Genomic DNA, 20,134 nt, shown 5'->3' with positions numbered 1-20,134 from the left:
TCGCACCGCGTTAAGTGAGCGGGGTCAGGCGTGCTCTAGCGCTTCTTCATTGATTTCGGCGGCTTCTTGGCCGCCGCGGGGGCGGGGTGCGCGGGCGGCGCGCTGTCGGCGACCTTCGCGACCAGCATGATCTGCACCTGGTTGTTGACCGGCGCGTTGGGGCGGGCGGGGTCGAGCAATTGCTCCTCGCCGAGCCCGACCGATTGCAGGCGCTTCGGCGTGATCTTGAAGGTGTTGACCAGGATGTCGCGGATCGCGTCGGCCCGACGCTGGCTAAGGATCACGTTGTTCTCGCGCCGTCCGGTCGATTCGATGTGACCGACGATCAGGAAGGTGTAGGGCAGCAGCGAGGAGTGCGTCAGCGCGTCGGCGATGCGCCCGACGGTCTGGTAGGAATCCGGCAGCACGATCGGCGTGTCGACGTCGAACGCGATGTCGGCATTGAACGTCGGCAGCTTGGTGAGGTCGGGGGCGATCGGCGGCCGCTTCGACGGCGGCGGCTCGTTCTTCGCGCGCGACTTCGATCGTTCGGCCACCTGCTGGCGCAGCGCGGGAACGTCGATCTCGGCGTCGGTCTCGAAATGATTGAGCTTGGCGATGACGTCGTCGCGCGTGACGGCGGTCTGCGCATGCGCCGGCGCGAGCGGCATCGCCAGCAGAAGCAGCGTGCCGAGCAGGCCCAAAAGGTCAAGATCGCGCAAGCCTCGCCGCGACAGCCGCATCATTGATACCCCGCGTCATTGATCGCCTGGGCGCAATTGCGGCTGAGGCCCTTGGCGCTGACGAGGCAGGGCACCGACTTGCTGGTCTCCTTGGTCGAGCCGCCGCAGACCTTGACGATCTCGCGGGTGCAGGCGTTCGCAACGGTGACGCGCGCCGCGATCCGCTTCTGGATCGCATCGAGGGTGGAGAAATAGCTCTCCTTGCACTGCGGCGAGATCACGTCGCGGTTGCGCGAGAGGCATTCCTTGAGGCGGTTGGAGTCGAGATTGACGCCGCGGCAGTTGGCCGTGATGTCGGCGCCGCAGGCCTTGGCAAGTGCGGCTGCCGAATCGCCAAAGCTGATCGTCTCCGCGACCGCCAGCGACGGCGCAGTGAGCGCGACGACAAAAAGGAAAAACCCACCCCGGACCATGAGGCCATCTCAACCCATGAAATCAACTGGGGTCAAGGGCTACGAACAGAGGAGGCCGTCAAGCAAGGCCGGGTGTGTCACACCCGCTCCACAAAGCTGTCGACCACCTTCTTCTCGCCCGCCTTTTCGAAGGCGATGGTCAGCTTGTTGCCGTCGATCTTCACCACATGGCCGTAGCCGAATTTCTGGTGAAACACCCGATCATCCAGCGAAAATTCCGACGTCGTGCCGGTGGACTTCGCCACCAACTCGCCCTCGATCACCATGGGGCCGCGCTTGCTGCGATTGAAGCTGTCCGAGGAGGCATCGCCCCGCGAGCCTGTAAACGACGACTGCCGCTCCTCGAATCCGCTGCTACGGCTTCCGCCACCGCGATTGCGGTTGGCCTGGGCGCGCTGCCAGCCCGGGGTCGTATAGCTCGAGCCGAATGATTCGAGGTTGTCGAAGCGCGAGGCGCCGTAGCCGCCGCTGCCGCCCCAGCCCGATCCGCCCTTGGATTCGGTGATCTCGACATTGTGCGCCGGCAGTTCGTCGAGGAAGCGCGACGGGATCGTGGTCGACCAGGTGCCATGGATGCGGCGGTTGGTGGCGAAATAGATCTTGGCGCGGCGGCGGGCGCGGGTCAGCCCGACATGGGCGAGGCGGCGCTCCTCCTCGAGCCCGGCGCGGCCCTGTTCGTCCAGCGTGCGCTGGCTCGGGAACAGGCCTTCCTCCCAGCCCGGCAGGAATACGTTGTCGAACTCCAGGCCCTTGGCCGAATGCAGCGTCATCAGCGACACCGCCTCGTCGCCGGCCTCGCCATCGCGGTCCATCACCAGCGAGATATGTTCGAGAAACCCTTGCAGGTTCTCGAATTCCTCCATCGACCGCACCAGCTCCTTGAGGTTGTCGAGCCGGCCCGCGGCGTCGGCCGAGCGGTCCTTCTGCCACATCTCCGTATAGCCGCTCTCGTCGAGCACGATCTCGGCGAGCTCGGTATGCGAAGTCACCTCGCGTTGGGCGCGCCAGCGGTCGAACTGCATCACGAGGTCGCGCAAGCTCCCGCGCGCCTTCGGCTTCAGCTCGTCGGTCTCGACTACCGCGCGCGCCGCCTCGAACAGCGGGATGCGGCGCTTGCGGGCGTGGTCGTGCAGCAGCTGCACGGTGGCATCGCCGAGGCCCCGTTTGGGCACGTTGACGATGCGCTCGAAGGCGAGATCGTCGGCCGGCGAATTGATGGTGCGCAGATAGGCCAGCGCATCGCGGATTTCGGCGCGCTCATAGAACCGGGGACCGCCGATCACGCGGTAGGGCAGGCCGAGCGTGACGAAGCGGTCTTCGAACTCGCGCATCTGGAACGAGGCGCGGACCAGGATGGCGACGTCGTTGAGATTTTCGCCCGATCGCTGCAGCTCCTCGAGCTCCTCGCCGATCGCGCGCGCCTCCTCTTCCGAATCCCAGGAGCCGGTGACGGTGACCTTCTCGCCGTCGACATCCTCGGTGCGCAGCGTCTTGCCGAGCCGGCCTTCATTGTGCGCGATCAGATGCGAGGCCGCGGCCAGGATATGGCCGGTGGAGCGATAATTGCGCTCGAGGCGGATCACCTTGGCGCCGGGGAAGTCGTGCTCGAAGCGCAGGATGTTGTCGACCTCGGCGCCGCGCCAGCCATAGATCGACTGGTCGTCATCGCCGACGCAGCAGATGTTCTTCGGCGGCGCGAGCGCAGGCGACGGCGCGGGCTGCGCGGCAGGCGGCTCGGCCGCCGCATCGTCCGTGTCGAGCGGTCCCGGAATCACCGCCGAGAGCGGCAGGCCCGGCCGCGACGGCGCCTGCGACAGCAGACGCAGCCACAGATACTGCGCGACGTTGGTGTCCTGATATTCGTCGACCAGGATGAACTTGAAGCGGTTCTGGTACTGCCGCAGCACGTCGGGGTTTTCGCGGAACAGGCGGATGTTCTCGAGCAGCAGGTCGCCGAAGTCGGCGGCGTTGAGGATCTTCAGCCGCTCCTGATAGGTCGCGTAGATCTTGCCGCCTTTGCCGTTGCCGAACGAGGCGGCTTCGCCCGCCGGCACCTGCGACGGCGACAGCCCGCGATTCTTCCAGCTGTCGATCAGGCCGGCCAGCATCCGCGCCGGCCAGCGCTTGTCGTCGATGTTCTCGGCCTGCAGCAATTGCTTCAGCAGTCGCACCTGGTCGTCGACGTCGAGCACCGTGAAGTTGGATTTGAGCTGCACCAGCTCGGCATGGATGCGCAGGATGCGGCCGCCGATCGAGTGGAAGGTGCCGAGCCACGGCATGCCCTCGACCGCCTGGCCCAGCATCTGGCCGAGCCGCAGCTTCATCTCGCGCGCCGCCTTGTTGGTGAAGGTCACCGACAGGATTTCCTGCGGCCGCGCGCGGCCCTGGCTCAAGATGTGCGCGATGCGCGTGGTCAGCACCCGCGTCTTGCCGGTGCCGGCGCCGGCCAGCACCAGCACGGGGCCGTCGAGCGTCTCGACCGCGTCGCGCTGCTCCGGATTGAGGCCTTGCAAATATTGCGGACCGGCGGCCGCCCGCGCACGCGCGGCGATGCCGCCAGCCACCGGCTGGTGCTCGGGAACGCCGTGATGGGGCAATTTGCTCGGCTCGGTCATTGGCGAATCGTCTTGGCCCCACGATGGCACCGTGGGACGGTGAAGGGGAGCCTTCTTAACAGGGATTGAAGGCCATATAGGGCCTGATCGGCCGTTTTGACAGGTTTTATCCCCGTCGGCAGTCACGGTTTTGGCAGCAGTCTGCAGCCAGTTTGGTTCCTGAAATCGGCGAAAATTTCGCGGTTTCGCGCTCAGGAACCCGCGTTTCCCCGCAGGATTGTTTCAACAGGTGCGGCGCTGGACCGAGGGTCCGCGCAACGAAACGAAGCGAGAGGTTTGATCATGCTGAGCTGGGTCGTCACATTTCTGGTCATCGCCCTGATCGCGGGCGTTTTAGGCTTCGGCGGCATCGCCGGCGCCTCGATCGAAATCGCCAAGGCGATCTTCTTTATCGCCATCATCCTGTTCCTGGTGACGGCTGTGGTCGGATTGGCGCGCGGCCGCACAAGGGTTTAGCCGCGACGGCAGCGTGAAACCTCTCCCATCGGGAGAGGTCGCGCCGAAGGCGCGGGTGAGGGGTTACGCTCTCTCGCGGGACCTGAGCCCCTCACCCGATTTGCTGCGCAAATCGACCTCTCCCGATGGGAGAGGTGATGAGGTTGCGGCGAGATACCCTCAAACAACAACCAAGGGTGAATCACTTCGAGGGCATCGCCACGTTGCGGCCGATGCCCTCGGGGCGCGTCACGCCTGCGTAGCTATTCACGATCGCTTGCGCCCGGGCGCGGATGTCGGGCGGAAACGGTGCCACCTTGCGCGCCTCCATGTCGATGTGCAGCGTGAGGTTTTCCGAGGTCGCCGAGAGCCAGCCTTCGGTGGCGTGGCGCAGCTCCTCGAATGTATGCAGCCGCTTCTCGTCGGCGCCGAGCAGGAACACCGAGACCTGCACGGGATCGCCGAGATGGATTTCCCTGAGATAGCGGACGTGGCACTCGGCGGTGAAGGTCGAGCAGTGCCGCGCCTTCATGTAGGCCGGCCCGATGCCGAGCTGCAGCCACATCTCGTCGATGGCGCGGTCGAACATCACATTGTAGTAGGCCATGTTGAGATGGCCGTTATAATCGATCCATTGCGGGTCGATCTGCATCACAGACGATCTGAACGGGGCAGGCGGGAGCGGCATCTCGCTGGCGGTCACTGAAGTCATCTCCGATCCCTGGTTCGTTGGCGTTCGAGCATGAACTTTTCTGCGACTCCGGCGTCCACATTTTCAAGTCAGGCTCTCTTGACCCCTTATACAAGCTTTGCCACGGTCGGCTAAAGCCGGGAGGAAAATTGACGTGGCGACAACGATTTCGAGCAATGTGACGCGACCTGAGCCGCAGGCCCTGAAGCGCGCGATCGACGCGCTGGCGGCGCGGTTCGGCAACCGGCTCGTCACATCGCAGGCGGTGCGCGAACAGCACGCCCATACCACCACTTGGCTGCCGAACCAGCCGCCGGACGCGGTTGTCATGGCGCAGGAAACCGCCGACATCCAGGACGTGGTGCGGATCTGCGCCGCAAACCGCGTGCCCGTCATCGCCTTCGGCACCGGAACCTCGCTGGAAGGGCAGGTCAACGCGCCGGCGGGCGGCGTGTGCATCGATCTGCGCGACATGAACAAGGTGCTCGAGGTGCATGCCGAGGACCTCGACTGTGTGATCCAGCCCGGCGTGACGCGCAAGGCGCTGAACGAGCATCTGCGCGACCAGGGCCTGTTCTTCCCGATCGATCCCGGCGCCGACGCCTCGCTCGGCGGCATGACCTCGACGCGGGCCTCGGGCACCAACGCGGTGCGCTATGGCACCATGCGCGAGAACGTGCTGGCAATGAAGGTGGTGCGCGGCGACGGCGAGATCATCACCACCGGCACGCGCGCCAAGAAGTCCTCGGCCGGCTACGACCTGACGCATCTGTTCGTCGGCGCCGAAGGCACGCTCGGCATCATCTCCGAGCTGACCATCCGCCTGCGCGGCATTCCCGATACGATCGCGGCGGCTGCCTGTTCGTTCGAGACCGTAGGCGGCGCCTGCCAGGCGACGATCCTGGCGATCCAGACCGGCATTCCGGTGGCGCGGATCGAGCTGCTCAACGCCGCGCAGGTGAAAGCCTGCAACAGCTATTCAAAACTGTCGTTGCCGGAGACGCCGCTGCTGCTGCTGGAATTCCATGGCAGCGAGGTCGAGGTCGCCGAGCAGTCGAAGAATTTCCGCGACATTGCCGCCGAATGCGGCGGCGGTGACTTCACCTGGACCACCAAGCCGGAGGACCGCACCAAATTGTGGCAGGCCCGCCACGACGCCTATTGGTCGGTCAAGGCGCTCCGCCCCGGCGACAGCATCGGCGTCGTCGCAACCGATGTCTGCGTGCCGATCTCGCGGCTGGCCGACTGCGTGACGGAGACGGAGGAGGATCTGACGCGGCTCAATCTGCTGTCACCGATCGTCGGCCATGTCGGCGACGGCAATTTCCACTGCTCGCTGCTCTGCGACGTCAACAACAAGGACGAGATGGCGCGCGGCGAGGAATTCATGCACCGCCTGGTCGAGCGCGCGCAATCGATGGACGGCACCTGCACCGGCGAGCACGGCATCGGCCAGGGCAAGCAGAAGTATCTCAAGGCCGAGCTCGGAGTGGAGGCGCTCGACGCGATGCGGGCGCTGAAGCTCGCGCTCGATCCGCAGAACATTTTCAATCCCGGAAAGATCGTTCCTGCCGCCTGAGCGCGCAGCACTGTCTTGCCCGGCGTGTGTGACGCCGTGTGATCACGGATTCTCGCTCCGGGCGCGTATTGCGCGTGGAACGGACGGTTTGGTGTGACCTCAGCGCCATAGTTCGCGGCTTGCTCGGCGTCGCGCAGACTCTGCCATTCACAGGTTGCACCAGGGCCAGCTATGCTTGCCGCGCTTTCGGGTACGGCGATGTGGTTGTTCAACAAGGTCAAGCGCAAGGACATCTGGGACGATCCCGCTGAGCAGCCGCTCGGCGACATCGAGGCTGCGCACAGGATCCGTGCGATCTGCCGCGATGCGGCCGGCTGCGCCGAGGCGGTCGGCTCGCCCGACAAGCGTTCCCCGAAGAACCAGCAGATCGAGCGCGATCGCTACGAGCGCGCCGCCAAGGCCGCGATGGAGACCGCGATGAAGATCTCCGACGAGCTGGTGCGGGACTCCGCGGTGCGCGAGATCGTCGGCCTCTGCATGAAGGCCAACAACGTCAAGACCGGGCGGGCGCTGTTCCGCGCCATCCACGCGGGCTCGATCAAGGCGGAGGTGCTGAAGGAGCATCCGTCGCTTGTGGACGAGCAGGGGTGAGGTGGTCCCCGTAGCCCGGATGGAGCGAAGCGATATGCGGGAACGGTTTCCCGGGTATCGCTGCGCTCACCCGGGCTACGGATTGTCGGCTCCGCCGAGCGTGCGGACCGCTTCATCGACGCTGCGGAAGACGTGGTCCCGCGGCAGAACCTCGTAGAGATCGAAGCGCTCGAATGCGTCCTGCGCGCGGGAGGATTCCAGCCGCGCCACCGCCACCGTCACGCCGTCATCGCGGCATTCGCGGAACAGGTCGCGCAGTGCCTGCGCCGCGGTGAAATCGATCTCGATCATGCCGCTGGCCTCGATCACCAGCAGACGCGGCTTCGGTGTCGCCGCGCTGATGGCCTTGAGTACATCGCTGTGGAAGCCTTCCGCGTTGAGGAACGACAACGGTGCCTGCAGGCCGACCACGGCGATGCCCACCTTGCGCTCGCCGGTGACATGCGGGCCCGCCGGCCACCAGATCGTGGTGCCGGGGACGTGGACGAATTCCACCAGCCGGCCCCGCGTCGTGGTCCAGATGCCGTGCAGCAGCGACAGCGCGATGCCGACGGCGACGCCTTGCTCGATCGGCAGCACGATGATCGCGGCCGCTGTCGCCACCACCAGCAGGAATTCGTAGAACGACTGGCGGAAGATCTCGACAATCTGCTTCACGCGGATGATGCGCAGCGCCACGAACAGCAACACGCCGCCGAGCGCCGCATCGGGCACATGCTGCAGCAGCGTCGCACCGAACGCCAGCAGCGCGAGCACGATCGCCGCGGCAAACAGCCCGGCAAGCTGGGTGCGTCCGCCGGTCTCCGACACGATGCCGGTCCGTGGCGGACTGGCATTGACGGGAAAGGCGCCGAACAGGCCGGACAGCAGGCTGCCGGCGCCGGCGCCGAGGAAGTCGCGGTCGACGTCGGCCGGCTTGTCCGGATCGGATAGAAACGAGCGCGTCGTCGCTGCGGTCTGCACCATGACGACGACGGCGATCAGGATCGCCAGCGACAGCAGCTTGATCCAGCGCTCCGGCGCGACGTCCGGAAACGACGGCTTCGGGAGCGTGGCCGGAACCGTGCCGACCACCTTGACACCCTTGCTCTCGAGATGGCCGGCGATGACAGCGATGGTGGCCACGACGAGGCCGATCAGCGCGCCCGGAATCCGCGCGCTGATTTTCTCCGATCCCGCGACCAGCGCCAGCACGCCGAGGCCGATCGCCAGCGTGTAAAAATTGGTCTGGCCGATCTTGTCGGCGAGGACGCCGAGCTTGTAGAGCGTCGGCCCGTCCGGCGTGGTCAGGCCGAGCACGCCCGGCAGCTGCGAGACCAGGATGTGGACGGAAATGCCGGCGAGGAAGCCGACCGTCACCGGTGTTGACAGCAGATTGGCGATCCAGCCGAGCTTGAACAGGCTGCCGGCGACCATGATCACGCCGACCATCAGCGCCAGCGCCATCGCGAACGCCTGATAGTCGGGCGAGCCCGCCGTCGCCATCAGCGCGAGCCCGCCGGCGAAGATCGGCGTGATCGTGGAATCGGCGCCGCAGGACAGGAAGCGGTTGGCCCCGAACATCGCAAAGCCGAGCGAGCCCGCCATGAAGGCGAAGAAGCCGATCTGCGGCGAGAAGCCGCCGAGCCGCGCGGTCGCCATCTGCTCGGGGATCGCGATCGCGGCGAGCGTCAGTCCCGCGATCAGATCTCCGGGCAGGTTGCTCGGCTGAAAGCCGGCCAGCGAACGGAAGACCGGCCAGCTGGCGCGGGTCGCGGGGATTTGGGCCATCGGTCTCCGACTCATCTGGCGGCGAGGGGTCGGCAAGTGTCCGTCATCGCGTGGCCAAAAGCCAGCGGTGTTGAGTTTACGTGTGTCTGTGAGGTGGACGGCGCTATACGCCGCCGTCATTGCGAGCCAACGGGTCGCGCGAACGCGCGCCCGATGACAGGCTCCGCGAAGCAATCCATGGAGCCGCGTACGCGGAGGCATGGATTGCTTCGTCGCTATCGCTCTTCGCAATGACGGAGATAAAGCAGGCTCTAGCCGATGTTCTGCAACGCCGGGAAGGTTTCCAGCAGCCAGACGCTCACACCAGAGACCGCGCCGGTCAGGAAGCCGATGCCGGTGATCACCATCAGCACGCCCATCGCCCGCTCGACGGTGTCGAGATGGCGCTTCATCCGCGCGAACAGCGAGGAGAACTGCTTGACCATGAAGGCCGCGAGCAAAAAGGGGATGCCGAGCCCGGCGGAATACACCGCGAGCAGGCCGGCGCCCTTTGTCACCGTGGCCTCCGCGGCCGCAATCGAGAGGATCGCGGCCAGGATCGGTCCGATGCACGGCGTCCAGCCGAAGGCGAACGCCAGGCCCATGACATAGGCGCCCCACAGCCCGACCGGCTTCGGTGCGGTGAGCCGCCCCTCGCGCATCAGGAGGCCGATCCGGGTCACGCCGAGGAAGTGCAGGCCCATGATGATGATGACGATGCCGGCCAGGATCGAGAGCTCGGCCGACCAGGCGCGCACCAGCCCGCCGACGAACGACGCGCTGGCGCCGAGCGCGACGAATACGGTGGAGAAGCCGAGCACGAACATCAGCGCCGCCGTCATCACCGCGCGCTTGGAGGCCGCGGTGGCGCCGTCCTGGTTGACCTGCTCGATGGTCGCGCCGGTCAAATAGATCAGGTAGGGCGGCACCAGCGGCAACACGCAGGGCGACAGGAAGCTGACAAGGCCGGCGATCAAGGCTGCCGGGATCGAGACGTCGTGCATCAATGAAACCTTCGCGGAATAGCGCTTCTGTCTTGGCGTCTACGCGGCCAACAATCCAGAAGTTTCGTCGTCGGCGCATTCAACTATGGTCACAGGCCCGTGTGCGGGGCCGGCGGCGGTCTGGAGATGCGGGCCAAGGTTTGCCAGCGTGCGGAAAATGGCGCTATCGTTCCGCGGATTGCGCGGCCGATCCACGGGAGAGCGGCATGAACGAACAGGATTTCGAGAAGCAGTTGAAGGCCGACGGTTTCCAGGAAATCGAGTTTCAGAAGCTCGATCCTCGCCCCGGCAAGGGACGGCACCGGCATCATTTCGAGATCCGCGGCCTGGTGATCTCAGGAACTTTTGTCGTCAGGCAAACCGGTGAACCCGTCGTCTATCGGTCCGGGCAGATATTTTCCGTGGCCGAGGGCGAACTGCACGACGAGTGGATCGAGGCCGACGGCGCGCACGTCCTGGTCGGCCGGAAATTCTCCGAGGCCAGGTCCTGACGAACGCGGTGGCCGGCGGTAGGAAGCGGCATCCACATCCTCATCTGTCATCGCCCGGCTCGACCGGGCGATCCAGTATTCCAGAGACAGCAGTATTTGAGCCGAGAGGCCGCGGCGTACTGGATCGCCCGGTCAAGCCGGGCGATGACGCCGAATAGTGCGCAATTGCGCACTAGGCCGGGACGACCTTGTAGGGAGACGCGTGCGCTCATGACCGCTTGCGGCCGGGACGCGCCGATGTCGTCTCGAACTCCCTGCCGCGGATTCGCACCAGGTCGTCGGCGGAATGCGCCAGCAGCACCACCGTGGCCGCGCGCGCGGCCTCCGCATCGCCGGCCGCAATCGCATCGAGCACCGCGCGGTGCTCGATCAGCGCGCGTGGGCGGTGCGAGCCGGTTGCGGCGATCGTGAAGCTTTGGCGCAGGGTGATCTCGAACATCTGGGCGATCGGCCAGAAGAACTCGTTGCGGGTCGCGAAATAGATCGACTGATGGAACGCGATGTCGGCGGTGACGAAGTCCTCGTTGGTCGTTGCCGCATCCATGCCGTCGCAGCCGGCACGGATGCGGGCGATGTCGCTTTCGCCGGCGTGGACCGCCGCGAGCGCGGCGGCGGCCGGTTCGACGGCCGAGCGCAGCTGGAACAGCTTGGCCAGGTAGCGGTCGATCTCCGCGGTCTCGAGGTGCCAGCGCAGCACGTCGGGATCGAGCTGATTCCACTGCTCGGGCGGCCGCACCCGCGTGCCGCTTTTCGGCCGCGACTCGATCAATCCCTTGCCGGTCAGGGTGCGGATCGCCTCGCGCACCACCGTGCGGCTGACATCCATCATCTCGCAGATCTGCATTTCCGGCGGCAGCGTCTCGCCGACGCCGATCTCGCCGCGCACGATGCTGCTGCCGACCCGGTCGGTGACCTGGCTGTGCACGCTCCGGCGCAATGCGTTGGATGTCTGGAACATCGGATGCCTCGCTGGGGTTGAAGCCTGCGCCGCCGAGCGGCGCTCTTGCACAACCGTTTCCATTTTGTCATACATTATGACAAATGAGCTGCCAAGCTGGCGCGACAGCCGGGCCGGCCAAGGCAAAGACGATCGGTCCAAAGACGATCCGTTCCTGGGGAGGAGCACCATCATGACGTCGAGGCACGTGAACCGCCGCATCGTGTTGCGGTCGTCGGCCTGTGCCGCGGCCTGGCTCGCCGCCGCGCCCGCCATCATCGGCCGCGCCGAGGCCGCGACCATGAAGATGCGGTGCTCGTCGTCGCTTCCGAACGACCCCAAATACGCCAACGGCCGCGTCTACTACGACAACCTCGTCAAGAGCCTGAAGGCCAACGGGCTCGGCGATCAGATCGAGGTGACCTTCTTTCCGGACAATCAGCTCGGCCAGGAAATCGACGTCATCAACTCGGTGAAGCTCGGGGTGATCGACCTGATGGTCTCGGGCTCGTCGATCTCGGCCAATCTCGTGCCGCTGGTCGGCACGTTCGACCTCGGCTACCTCTTCACCAGCTTCCAGCAGCAGACCAAGGCATTCGATGACGGTGCGGCGAAACCGATCGAGGTTGCGCTGCTCAAGGGCGCCGGCATTCACATCATCGCCTGGGCCTATAATTTCGGCGCACGCAGCGTGCTGGCGAAGAAGCCGGTGAAGACGCCGGACGATCTCGCCGGCCTGAAGATCCGCACGCTGCCCAATCCGATCATCACCGAATGCCTGCGGTTGATGGGGGCGGCCGCGACGCCGCTGGCGTTCGGCGAGATCTATACGGCGCTGCAGGCCGGCGTGCTCGATGGCCTCGAGCACGATCCGCCGACCATCCTGGCCAGCAAGTTCTACGAGACATCGAAGAACTATGCGCTGACCCAGCACATCTTCTCGCCGCTCGCGGTCTATTTCAGCGACACCACGTTCAACCGGATGGCTCCGAAGCTGCGCGACGGCTTCCTCGATGCGGCGAAGAAGGCCGCGGCCGACACCCGCGCGCACGGGCTCGCGGTGGAGAAGGAGGCGCTGGCTTCCCTGGCGGAGAAGGGCGTCACGGTCGTCGAATGCGACAAGGAGGCGTTCCGCAAGCGCGTGCTGCCGCAGACCGACAATTTCATCAAGGCGCGGCCCGAGGCGAAGGCCGTCGTCGATCTGATCCGCGCCACCCAGGCCTGAGGTCGGCGCATGTCGGTCGCCGCGATTGCGACGAGAAGCCACACTGATCGGATCACCGCGCCGCTGCTCGCCATCAGTGACGCGATCGCCGCGATCCTGCTCGCCGCAGACCTCGCGGTGGTCTGCGTCTCGGTGCTGGCCCGCTACCTGTTCAATGCGCCGGTCGAATGGTCCGACGACGTCGCTCGCGGCCTGATGGTCGGGTCGAGCTTCTTCGGCGCGGCGAGCGCGCTCGCGCGCAGCGAAAACCTCGGCGTCGCCTTCTTCGTCAACATGCTGCCACAGGCCGTGCGGCGCGTCGTCGACGCGGTCGGCGCGCTGCTCGTCACCATCATTGCCGGAACCGTCGCGTTCAACGCCATCAAGATGGGCTGGCTGACCACCGGGCAGACCTCAGGCTCCGGCCTGCCGCTGGAATGGACGTTCTATCCGATGGGCGTCGGCGCGACGTTCATGACGATCTTCGCCTTCGAGACGTTCTGCGGCCGGCCGCTGCGCGACATGGTGGCGGGCATCGTCGCGACGGCCGTCATTGCCGGACTCTATCTGGCCTGGGACGCGCTTGCACCGTCGTCCGTGCCGTCGTCGCAGGCGCTGATGCTGATCGGCTTCTTCCTCACTCTGTTCGGCGGATTGCCGATCGGCTTTGCGCTGGCGTTGGCGGCGCTGATCTTCATCTGGGTCGAGGGCACGCTGCCGGGCGTGATCTTCGCCCAGCAGATGGCGCGCGGCATCGACAATTTCGTGCTGCTGGCGATCCCGTTCTTCATCCTGGTCGGCTATTTGATGGAAGCCAACGGCATGTCGGTCCGGCTGATCGAGCTGTTGCAGCGTGCCGTCGGGCGGATGCGCGGCGGGCTCAACGTCGTGATGGTGATGTCGATGGTGCTGTTCTCCGGCATCTCGGGCTCCAAGATGGCCGACGTCGCCGCGGTCGGTTCGGTGCTGATCCCGGCGGCCCGCCGCTCGCGGCAGAATCCGGGCGGCGCGGTGGCGCTGCTCGCCGCCTCCGCCGTGATGGCGGAAACGATTCCGCCCTGCATCAACCTGATCATCCTCGGCTTCGTCGCCAATCTGTCGATCGGCGGCCTGTTCGTCGCCGGCATGCTGCCGGCCGTGCTGATGGCGCTGGCGCTGATCGCGGTGTCGATCATCTTCGGCAAGCGTCCCGCTGCTAACGTCGAGGCCGAGCCGCGCGCCGCGGTGTCCGGCCTGTGGACCGGCGCGATCGCCTCGTTCGGGCTGATCTTCATGATCTTCTTCGGCTTCAAGAGCGGCTTTGCCACGGCGACCGAGATCTCGGCCTTTGCCGCGGTCTACGCCATTGCCGTCGGCAGCCTGTTGTTCCGCGAACTCGGCGTGAAGAGCCTCGCGCACTGCTTCGTGCAGTCGGCAACGCGCTCGGGACTGGTGCTGTTCATCGTCGCCGCGGCGCAGTCGCTGGCCTTCATCCTGACCTTGCAGCAGGTGCCGCATGCGGTCGGCGACCTCATGCTGGCGATCTCGGGCAGCCACGGCGTCTGGCTGTTCATGCTGCTGTCGATCCTGGTGCTGGTGGTGATGGGCTCGGTGCTCGAGGGCGCCGCGGCGCTGATCATCTTCGGGCCGCTGCTGCTGCCGGTCGCCGTCAAGCTCGGCATCGATCCCCTGCATTTCGGCGTCGTGCTCGTGATCGCGATGGGGCTCGGGCTGTTTGCGCCGCCACTTGGGCTTGGGCTCTACGGCGCCTGCCTGATCGGCAATGTGCCGATCGAGCAGACCATCAAGCCGATCACGGGATATCTCGGCCTGCTGTTGCTGTGCCTCCTCGTGATCGCCTTCGTGCCCGCCATCAGCACAGCGCTGCCGCACGCGCTCGGCTACTAGGGGTTTGCTATCGTGAAGGTTCTTCTCGCCCATACCCCGCAGATGCGCCGCGACTATTACGGCGAGCGCAGCCTGAACGGCCTGCGCGCGGTCGCCGACGTCAGGCTGCATGAGGGTGACGAGGCGCTCGACGCGGCGGCGCTGGTCTCGGCCGCGGCCGACGTCGACATCATCGTCGCCGATCGCATGACGCAGGGGCCCGGCGAAATCTTTCCGCGGTTGCCGAAGCTGCGTGCCTTCGTGCGCTGCGCGGTCGATATCCGCAACATCGACGTCGCGGCGGCATCCGCCGCCGGTGTGCTGGTGACGCAGGCGAGCGCCGGCTTCGTCCAATCGGTTGCCGAGCTCGCGCTCGGCTTCATGGTCGACCTGTCGCGCGGCGTCTCCCGCGCGACTGCCGACTATCACGCGGGCAAGCCGCCCGAGGTCGTGATGGGCCGGCAGCTTGCGGGCAGCACGATCGGCATCATCGGCTACGGCAGCATCGGGCGTTATCTGGCCGGGATCGCCAAGGTGCTCGGCATGAACGTGCTGATCGCCGACCCCTTCGTGACGTCAGATGATGCGGCGATCGCGCATCTGCCGCTCGACGATCTCCTGGCGCGCGCCGACTATGTCGTCTGCCTCGCGATCGCCAATGCAGAGACCGAGAATTTGATCGGGGAGGCTGCGTTAGCGCGGATGCAAAAGCACGCGTTCTTCATTAACCTGTCGCGCGGCAACCTCGTCGATGAGGCCGCACTGACGGAAGCGCTGCGCGATGGCCGCATTGCGGGCGCGGCGCTGGATGTCGGCCGCGCGCCCGACCAGATGCCGACGCCGGAACTCGCGAGGCTGCATAACGTCATCGCAACGCCGCATGTCGGTGGCCTGACGCCGCAAGCCATCGAGCATCAATCGTCGGAGACCGTGCGCCAGGTCGCAAAGATCGTTGCCGGGGACACACCTGTCGGTGCCGTCAATGCCGAGCACTGGGCGCGGCGGCCATGAAAGTTCGGCGACGCCCAATGCCGTCGAAGGGGCTGGACAAGGCCTTTGGATCCAGCCCAAACTTGATCTTGCAAACCGCGGCCCAAGAGAACCAAGAGAACCAAGAGAACCAAGAGAACCAAGAGAACCAAGAGCGCGCGGACAATCAATGAACGGACGTCCCGCAGCAAACGACGGGCGCCGAGAGGGAAACAGGGAGTGCATCACATGGCCGTTTCTCGCCGTGACGTATTATTGGGCAGCGCCGGCGCACTGGGCGCCGCATCATTCTCCTTCCCAGCTCCCGCCATCGCACAATCGGAACCGATCAAGATCGGCTGTCTCGCGGCGATCACCGGGCCGAGCTCGGCGCCGACCGTCGGCTTCAACCGCGGCGTCAATTTCGCCGTCGATGCCATCAACGGCGCCGGCGGCGTGAAAGGCCGCAAGATCGAGCTTGTCATGCGCGACACCCAGGGTGACCCGACCAAGGCGGTGAATGCCACACAGGAATTGATCAGCCAGGCCAAGGTGCACGCGATCTGGGGCCCGTTGAATTCCGGCGAGGCGCTGGCGACCACGCCGATCATGGCGCGCGCCAAGATGCCCGACCTGCACCCTTGCGTCGTCGAGACCCTGATCGACCCGGTCAAGTTTCCCAATGCATTCCGCATCGCTCCGTCGAACAATCAGTGGGACGATGCCGTGCGCAATTATTGCCTCAAGATCCTCAAGGTGAAGAAGGTCGCCGTGATCGGCGACACCACCGGCTATGGCGTCACTGCGGTCGGCGCCTCCGTCGCGGCGTTCAAGAAGGACGGCGCCGAGGTCGCTTATCAGGCCAATGTCGATGCCACGCAGCCTGACATGACGCCGGACATGCTGCGCGCCAAGAACGCCGGCGCCGAGGCGATCGTGGTGTGGAGCGTCTCCACCGGCATGGAGGCGCGGATGTTCAACACCCGCGCCGCGATGAACTGGGACGTTCCCTTCGTCGGCCACCCCTCGATGGCGTCGGGCGAGCTTGCAGGCCTGGTCGCCAAGCCGGAGAACTGGAAGAAGGTCTATGCGATCGGCTACAAGAGCTGCAGCTATGACAGCGCCGGCAAGCTGCCGCCGAAGAGCGAAGACCTGGTCGCGCGGCTGACCAAGGCCAATATTGCGCTGAACGATACGCTGCTCTGGTGGGTCGCCGGCGGCATCGACTGCATCGAGCTGATCGCCAAGGCGGTCGCGGAAAGCGGCTCAACCGACAGCGCCGGCATCATCAAGTACTGGAATTCGCTGTCGACCTATCCCGGTTATTTCGGCAATTACCGTTTCTCGCCGACCGAGCATAACGGTTATCTGACCGAAGAGATCGTGATGTCGGAATCGAGCACGGCCAAGAACGGCACTTTCGCGCTGGCGCCGGGATACACATAGAACGGCGAGGGCGCAGCCGATGCTGGCCTCGATCCTTGCATCCGGTCTCGCGGCGGGCGCGATCTACGCGCTGGTCGGCGTCACCTACAACACCATGTTCTCGACCTCGCGGGTGATGAGCTTCACTGCCGGCCAGCTTGCGATGCTGGGCGGCGTGTTCGGCTCGATGTTCACGCTGAAGCTCGGCCTGCCGATCATCGCAGGCTTTGTGCTGACGCTGCTCTGCTGCGCGGTGATCGGGGTCATCACCGAATTCGTCGCGGTGCGACCGGTGCTCAAGAGCCTCGACCAGCATCTCTACGTGCTCTCGACGCTCGCGGTCGCGCTGATGATCCAGCAGGTCACCGCGATCAAATGGGGCACCGAGCCGCAGCCGTTCCCGCGTATCGTCGGATTCGGCGAGGGCGTCTGGGACGAAAAGTTCTGGCTGCCGGTCGCCGCCTGCGCCGTCACCATCATTGGGCTTGAATATCTCTACCGCCGCACCCTGGTCGGACGCGCGTTCCTGGCCATCGCGGAGGACAATTTCGCGGCCCGGGCGCTCGGCCTGCCGGAGCGCAATCTGCGCGTCGCGAGCTATGCGCTCGCCGGCGTGGTCGGCGGCATCGCCGGATTTTCCGGCGGGCAGTTGCTGCTCGCCTTCTTTGCCAACGGCGCACTGCTGAATTTCTACGGCTTCGTGCCAGTGGCGCTCGGCGGGCTCGGCAACAACAGGGGCGCGATCATCGGCGGGCTGGCGCTCGGCCTGTTCCAGCAGGCCGCGAACTTCCTGGTCGGCGGCATCTTCTCCTCGGTTGCGGTGTTCACGCTGTTCATCGTGGTGCTGCTCGCTGCGCCGCAAGGACTGTTCGGCGGCTCGACCGCGCGGAGAGTGTGATGACGTCGGTCGCAACCACTCCGCTCCGAACCGACAGCGGCGCATGGCGCGCCGCGCTGCCGCACGTCCTGCCGTTCCTCGGCATTCTGGTGGCGGCCTTGCTGTTGCCCTTCGTCAGCAATGACTACTGGGTGCTGATCGGCACCCGCATGGCGATCTACTGGGTGCTGGTGTCGGGCCTCAACCTGGTAGTCGGCTTCGCCGGTCACCTTGCGATCGGCTATGTCGCGCTGCTGACGCTCGGCGCCTACACGACCAGCGTGCTGGTCGCCGGCAATGTGATGCCGGCCATTCCGGTGTTTGCCGCCCTGCCGGTCGCGGGCCTCATCGGCGCGATCTTCGGCGTGATCGTCGGGCTGCCGGCCCTGCGCCTGCGCACCTTCTACTTCGCGATGTCGACCTTGGGTTTTGCGACCATCGTGACCCAGATCGCACTGGCCTGGCAGAGCGTGACCGGTGGCGGCATCGGCATTACCGGTCCGGAATTCCCGGCACCGTTCAATACGCCGTGGGGCTTTTACGCGCTCTGCATCGGTTTCGCCGCCTTGACCACCTGGATGAGCGCCAATGTCGCGCGCAGCCGGTTCGGCCGCGCCTTGATCGCGGTGCGCGACGCCGAGGTCGCCGCCGAAGCCAGCGGCATCTCGAAGCCGAAAATGCTGATCGCGATCTTCCTGTTCGCCGGCGCGCTGGCGGCGATCGCCGGCGGGCTGTTCGCGACCCTGCAGACCTACATCACGCCCGATGCCTTCACCTTCGATCTCTCGGTGCTGTTCTTCATCGCGATCCTGATCGGCGGCCGCGGCTCGATCCTCGGGCCGATGCTCGGCACCATCATCCTGACCATCCTGCCCGAGATCGCGGCGCCGCTCGCGGCATGGTCGACCTTCCTCTACGCGGTGCTGCTGCTGCTGATCGTGCTGGTGATGCCCGGCGGCATCGCGGCGCTGCTCGATTTCCGCAACCGCCGGCCGCTCGCCAGCAACCGCGCCATCGTTCCGCGCCCGGCCGCGCTCGCCGACATCGTGCGCCGGCGCGACGGCGGCAAGACGCTGCAGTTGCGCGGCATCGCGCTGAGCTTCGGCAATGTGAAGGCGATCGACGGCCTCGATCTCGATGTCGTGCCGGGCGAGATTCATGGCCTGATCGGCCCCAATGGCAGCGGCAAGACCACGACGCTGAACGTGATCTCGGGCTATTACGCCGCGAGGGCCGGCAGCATGACGCTTGGCGACAAGGTATTGCCCGCGGGCCAGCCGGTCGAGCGCGCCGCCTGCGGCATCGCGCGCACCTTCCAGACGCCGCGCGTGATCGGCGAAGCCTCGGTGCTCGAGAACGTCATGATCGGCGGCTCGATCGAGGGCAGGGCGAATTTCGTCGAGGCGATGCTCGCACTGCCGCGCAACGGCGCCGACGAGCGGATGCTCGCCGACAAGGCGCGGGCGCTGCTCGGCGTCGTTGGGCTCGAGGCGCTCGCCGACGTGCGTGCCGATCGGTTGCAGCACAGCGAGCTGCGCTTCATCGAGATCGCCCGCGCCCTGATGCTCGATCCGGATTTCCTGCTGCTCGACGAGCCCGCCGCAGGCCTCTCCAATGACGAGATCGAGCGGCTTGCCAGCCTGATCAAGGCGGTCTGCGGCCGCGGCACCGGCGTGCTGCTGGTCGAGCATCATGCCGATCTGATCTTCGATATCTGCCACCAGGTCACCGTGCTCAATCTCGGCCGCACGCTGGCGGCGGGAACGCCGGCGGAGATTCGCGTCCACAAGGAGGTCGTCAGTGCTTACCTCGGCGGCTGAACCCTTGCTCAAAGTCAACGCGCTGGAATCCGGCTACGGCAAGATCCGCGTGCTGCACGGCATCGACATGACGATCGCCGCCGGCGAGGTCGTCGCACTGCTCGGGCCCAACGGGGCCGGCAAGACCACGTTGCTGCGTGCGATGTCGGGGCTGTTGCCCGTGACTGCCGGGCAGGTCCGGTTCGGCGGCCGCGACATGACCAACGCCACGCCGCGCGATGCCGCGCGCGCCGGGCTCGTGCATGTGATTGAAGGACATCGTGTGTTCACGCAGATCTCGGTGACCGACAATCTGCTGCTCGCGGGCTACGACCTGCCGCGCGCCGAACGCGCCGTGCGCATCGAAGAAGCCTTGTCGTTCTTCCCGGAGATCGCCGAGAAGCGCCATGAGCGCGGTGGTGCGCTCTCGGGCGGGCAGCAGCAGATGCTGACGGTGGCGCAGGGGCTGGTCCGCCGGCCGCGGCTGTTGATGCTCGACGAGCCATCCGCGGGACTGTCGCCGGTGCTGGTCGATCGCGTTCTCAACGTGATCGGCCGGCTGCGCGAGCAGGGCACCTCCGTGCTGCTGGTCGAGCAGCTGCTCGAGAAGGCGCTGGCCTGTGCCGATCGTGTCTACGCGCTGGTGCAGGGTGCGATCGCGCTTGAGGCTGTGACCGGCGAAAGCGACCTCGCACACCGGCTCGAGCGCGCCTATTTCGGCCATGAGAGCCACGCGTTGGCGTAGCGTAGTCGTTCCAATTTCTTCG

At 66.0% G+C, this 20,134-nt stretch carries 18 protein-coding genes; 11 read left to right on the top strand and 7 right to left on the bottom strand.

The window, feature by feature from the left end; all coding sequences use genetic code 11:
* Positions 1-35 precede the first annotated feature (35 nt).
* The 3 genes from BI327_RS33070 to BI327_RS33060 all read right to left on the bottom strand — a co-directional run bounded on the left by BI327_RS33070 (position 36) and on the right by BI327_RS33060 (position 3,750).
* The gene (locus BI327_RS33070) at positions 36-725 is read right to left on the bottom strand and encodes an OmpA family protein (RefSeq protein ID WP_076865567.1); all 690 of its coding nucleotides are present in this window, start codon (positions 723-725) and stop codon (positions 36-38) included.
* Positions 722-1,135, bottom strand: a complete 414-nt coding sequence (locus BI327_RS33065; protein WP_076865566.1) for a hypothetical protein — start codon at positions 1,133-1,135, stop codon at positions 722-724. The genes BI327_RS33070 and BI327_RS33065 overlap by 4 nt, the downstream gene beginning before the upstream one ends.
* Positions 1,136-1,212: 77 nt before the next feature.
* The gene (locus tag BI327_RS33060; RefSeq protein ID WP_076865565.1) at positions 1,213-3,750 is read right to left on the bottom strand and encodes an ATP-dependent helicase; all 2,538 of its coding nucleotides are present in this window, start codon (positions 3,748-3,750) and stop codon (positions 1,213-1,215) included.
* Positions 3,751-4,032: 282 nt separating this feature from the next.
* Here BI327_RS33060 and BI327_RS33055 point away from each other — a divergent pair, with 282 nt between their 5' ends.
* The gene (locus BI327_RS33055) at positions 4,033-4,206 is read left to right on the top strand and encodes a DUF1328 domain-containing protein (protein ID WP_076865883.1); all 174 of its coding nucleotides are present in this window, start codon (positions 4,033-4,035) and stop codon (positions 4,204-4,206) included.
* Positions 4,207-4,387: 181 nt separating this feature from the next.
* Here BI327_RS33055 and BI327_RS33050 read toward each other — a convergent pair whose 3' ends face one another.
* Entirely contained in the window at positions 4,388-4,873 is a 486-nt protein-coding gene (locus BI327_RS33050) for a thioesterase family protein (protein WP_089025681.1), read from the bottom strand.
* A 157-nt stretch (positions 4,874-5,030) separates the two neighbouring features.
* On the opposite strand from BI327_RS33050, the gene BI327_RS33045 reads away from it, so the two are divergent.
* Both BI327_RS33045 and BI327_RS33040 read left to right on the top strand, forming a co-directional pair.
* On the top strand, positions 5,031-6,455 hold the full coding sequence (locus tag BI327_RS33045) for an FAD-binding oxidoreductase (RefSeq protein WP_076865563.1): 1,425 nt from the start codon (positions 5,031-5,033) through the stop codon (positions 6,453-6,455).
* A 198-nt stretch (positions 6,456-6,653) separates the two neighbouring features.
* Positions 6,654-7,046 (top strand): hypothetical protein, encoded by a 393-nt coding sequence (locus BI327_RS33040; protein ID WP_076865882.1) that lies wholly within the window; start codon positions 6,654-6,656, stop codon positions 7,044-7,046.
* 75 nt (positions 7,047-7,121) lie between these two features.
* Here BI327_RS33040 and BI327_RS33035 read toward each other — a convergent pair whose 3' ends face one another.
* A complete protein-coding gene (locus tag BI327_RS33035) occupies positions 7,122-8,816 on the bottom strand; it encodes a SulP family inorganic anion transporter (RefSeq protein ID WP_076865562.1) in 1,695 nt (564 codons plus the stop codon).
* Between the two features lie 251 nt (positions 8,817-9,067).
* The gene (locus tag BI327_RS33030) at positions 9,068-9,799 is read right to left on the bottom strand and encodes a cytochrome c biogenesis CcdA family protein (RefSeq protein WP_083742303.1); all 732 of its coding nucleotides are present in this window, start codon (positions 9,797-9,799) and stop codon (positions 9,068-9,070) included.
* 206 nt (positions 9,800-10,005) lie between these two features.
* On the opposite strand from BI327_RS33030, the gene BI327_RS33025 reads away from it, so the two are divergent.
* Positions 10,006-10,290, top strand: coding sequence for a hypothetical protein (locus tag BI327_RS33025; protein ID WP_076865560.1), 285 nt, complete (start codon positions 10,006-10,008; stop codon positions 10,288-10,290).
* 208 nt (positions 10,291-10,498) lie between these two features.
* On the opposite strand, the gene BI327_RS33020 is transcribed toward BI327_RS33025, so the two are convergent.
* The gene (locus tag BI327_RS33020; RefSeq protein WP_245335004.1) at positions 10,499-11,248 is read right to left on the bottom strand and encodes a FadR/GntR family transcriptional regulator; all 750 of its coding nucleotides are present in this window, start codon (positions 11,246-11,248) and stop codon (positions 10,499-10,501) included.
* 172 nt (positions 11,249-11,420) lie between these two features.
* Here BI327_RS33020 and BI327_RS33015 point away from each other — a divergent pair, with 172 nt between their 5' ends.
* The 7 genes from BI327_RS33015 (at position 11,421) to BI327_RS32985 (ending at position 20,112) form a co-directional block, all read left to right on the top strand.
* Positions 11,421-12,452, top strand: a complete 1,032-nt coding sequence (locus BI327_RS33015) for a TRAP transporter substrate-binding protein (protein ID WP_076865881.1) — start codon at positions 11,421-11,423, stop codon at positions 12,450-12,452.
* 9 nt (positions 12,453-12,461) lie between these two features.
* The gene (locus BI327_RS33010; protein ID WP_076865558.1) at positions 12,462-14,318 is read left to right on the top strand and encodes a TRAP transporter large permease; all 1,857 of its coding nucleotides are present in this window, start codon (positions 12,462-12,464) and stop codon (positions 14,316-14,318) included.
* Between the two features lie 12 nt (positions 14,319-14,330).
* A complete protein-coding gene (locus BI327_RS33005) occupies positions 14,331-15,308 on the top strand; it encodes an NAD(P)-dependent oxidoreductase (RefSeq protein ID WP_076865557.1) in 978 nt (325 codons plus the stop codon).
* Between the two features lie 207 nt (positions 15,309-15,515).
* The gene (locus tag BI327_RS33000; protein WP_245335003.1) at positions 15,516-16,712 is read left to right on the top strand and encodes an ABC transporter substrate-binding protein; all 1,197 of its coding nucleotides are present in this window, start codon (positions 15,516-15,518) and stop codon (positions 16,710-16,712) included.
* 19 nt (positions 16,713-16,731) lie between these two features.
* The gene (locus tag BI327_RS32995; RefSeq protein WP_076865556.1) at positions 16,732-17,589 is read left to right on the top strand and encodes a branched-chain amino acid ABC transporter permease; all 858 of its coding nucleotides are present in this window, start codon (positions 16,732-16,734) and stop codon (positions 17,587-17,589) included.
* Positions 17,589-19,388, top strand: coding sequence for a branched-chain amino acid ABC transporter ATP-binding protein/permease (locus BI327_RS32990; protein ID WP_076865555.1), 1,800 nt, complete (start codon positions 17,589-17,591; stop codon positions 19,386-19,388). Before BI327_RS32995 ends, BI327_RS32990 begins: the two co-directional genes overlap by 1 nt.
* Positions 19,369-20,112: an ABC transporter ATP-binding protein gene (locus BI327_RS32985; protein ID WP_076865554.1), complete on the top strand. Its 744-nt coding sequence runs from the start codon at positions 19,369-19,371 to the stop codon at positions 20,110-20,112. The genes BI327_RS32990 and BI327_RS32985 overlap by 20 nt, the downstream gene beginning before the upstream one ends.
* The last annotated feature ends 22 nt before the right edge of the window (positions 20,113-20,134 follow it).

Origin of the sequence: Bradyrhizobium mercantei (assembly GCF_001982635.1) — a bacterium.
In the GTDB taxonomy this organism is placed as follows: Bacteria; Pseudomonadota; Alphaproteobacteria; order Rhizobiales; family Xanthobacteraceae; genus Bradyrhizobium; species Bradyrhizobium mercantei.
Note: the sequence above shows the minus strand (reverse complement) of the source record. Positions and strands in the feature narration are given on the sequence as shown.

Coding starts and splice junctions, on each gene's coding strand:
- BI327_RS33070 (WP_076865567.1), bottom strand. CDS start 725: ATGATGCGGCTGTCGCGGCGAGGCTTGCGCGATCTTGACCTTTTGGGC.
- BI327_RS33065 (WP_076865566.1), bottom strand. CDS start 1,135: ATGGTCCGGGGTGGGTTTTTCCTTTTTGTCGTCGCGCTCACTGCGCCG.
- BI327_RS33060 (WP_076865565.1), bottom strand. CDS start 3,750: ATGACCGAGCCGAGCAAATTGCCCCATCACGGCGTTCCCGAGCACCAG.
- BI327_RS33055 (WP_076865883.1), top strand. CDS start 4,033: ATGCTGAGCTGGGTCGTCACATTTCTGGTCATCGCCCTGATCGCGGGC.
- BI327_RS33050 (WP_089025681.1), bottom strand. CDS start 4,873: ATGCCGCTCCCGCCTGCCCCGTTCAGATCGTCTGTGATGCAGATCGAC.
- BI327_RS33040 (WP_076865882.1), top strand. CDS start 6,654: ATGTGGTTGTTCAACAAGGTCAAGCGCAAGGACATCTGGGACGATCCC.
- BI327_RS33035 (WP_076865562.1), bottom strand. CDS start 8,816: ATGGCCCAAATCCCCGCGACCCGCGCCAGCTGGCCGGTCTTCCGTTCG.
- BI327_RS33030 (WP_083742303.1), bottom strand. CDS start 9,799: ATGCACGACGTCTCGATCCCGGCAGCCTTGATCGCCGGCCTTGTCAGC.
- BI327_RS33025 (WP_076865560.1), top strand. CDS start 10,006: ATGAACGAACAGGATTTCGAGAAGCAGTTGAAGGCCGACGGTTTCCAG.
- BI327_RS33020 (WP_245335004.1), bottom strand. CDS start 11,248: ATGTTCCAGACATCCAACGCATTGCGCCGGAGCGTGCACAGCCAGGTC.
- BI327_RS33015 (WP_076865881.1), top strand. CDS start 11,421: ATGACGTCGAGGCACGTGAACCGCCGCATCGTGTTGCGGTCGTCGGCC.
- BI327_RS33010 (WP_076865558.1), top strand. CDS start 12,462: ATGTCGGTCGCCGCGATTGCGACGAGAAGCCACACTGATCGGATCACC.
- BI327_RS33000 (WP_245335003.1), top strand. CDS start 15,516: ATGGCCGTTTCTCGCCGTGACGTATTATTGGGCAGCGCCGGCGCACTG.
- BI327_RS32995 (WP_076865556.1), top strand. CDS start 16,732: ATGCTGGCCTCGATCCTTGCATCCGGTCTCGCGGCGGGCGCGATCTAC.
- BI327_RS32990 (WP_076865555.1), top strand. CDS start 17,589: ATGACGTCGGTCGCAACCACTCCGCTCCGAACCGACAGCGGCGCATGG.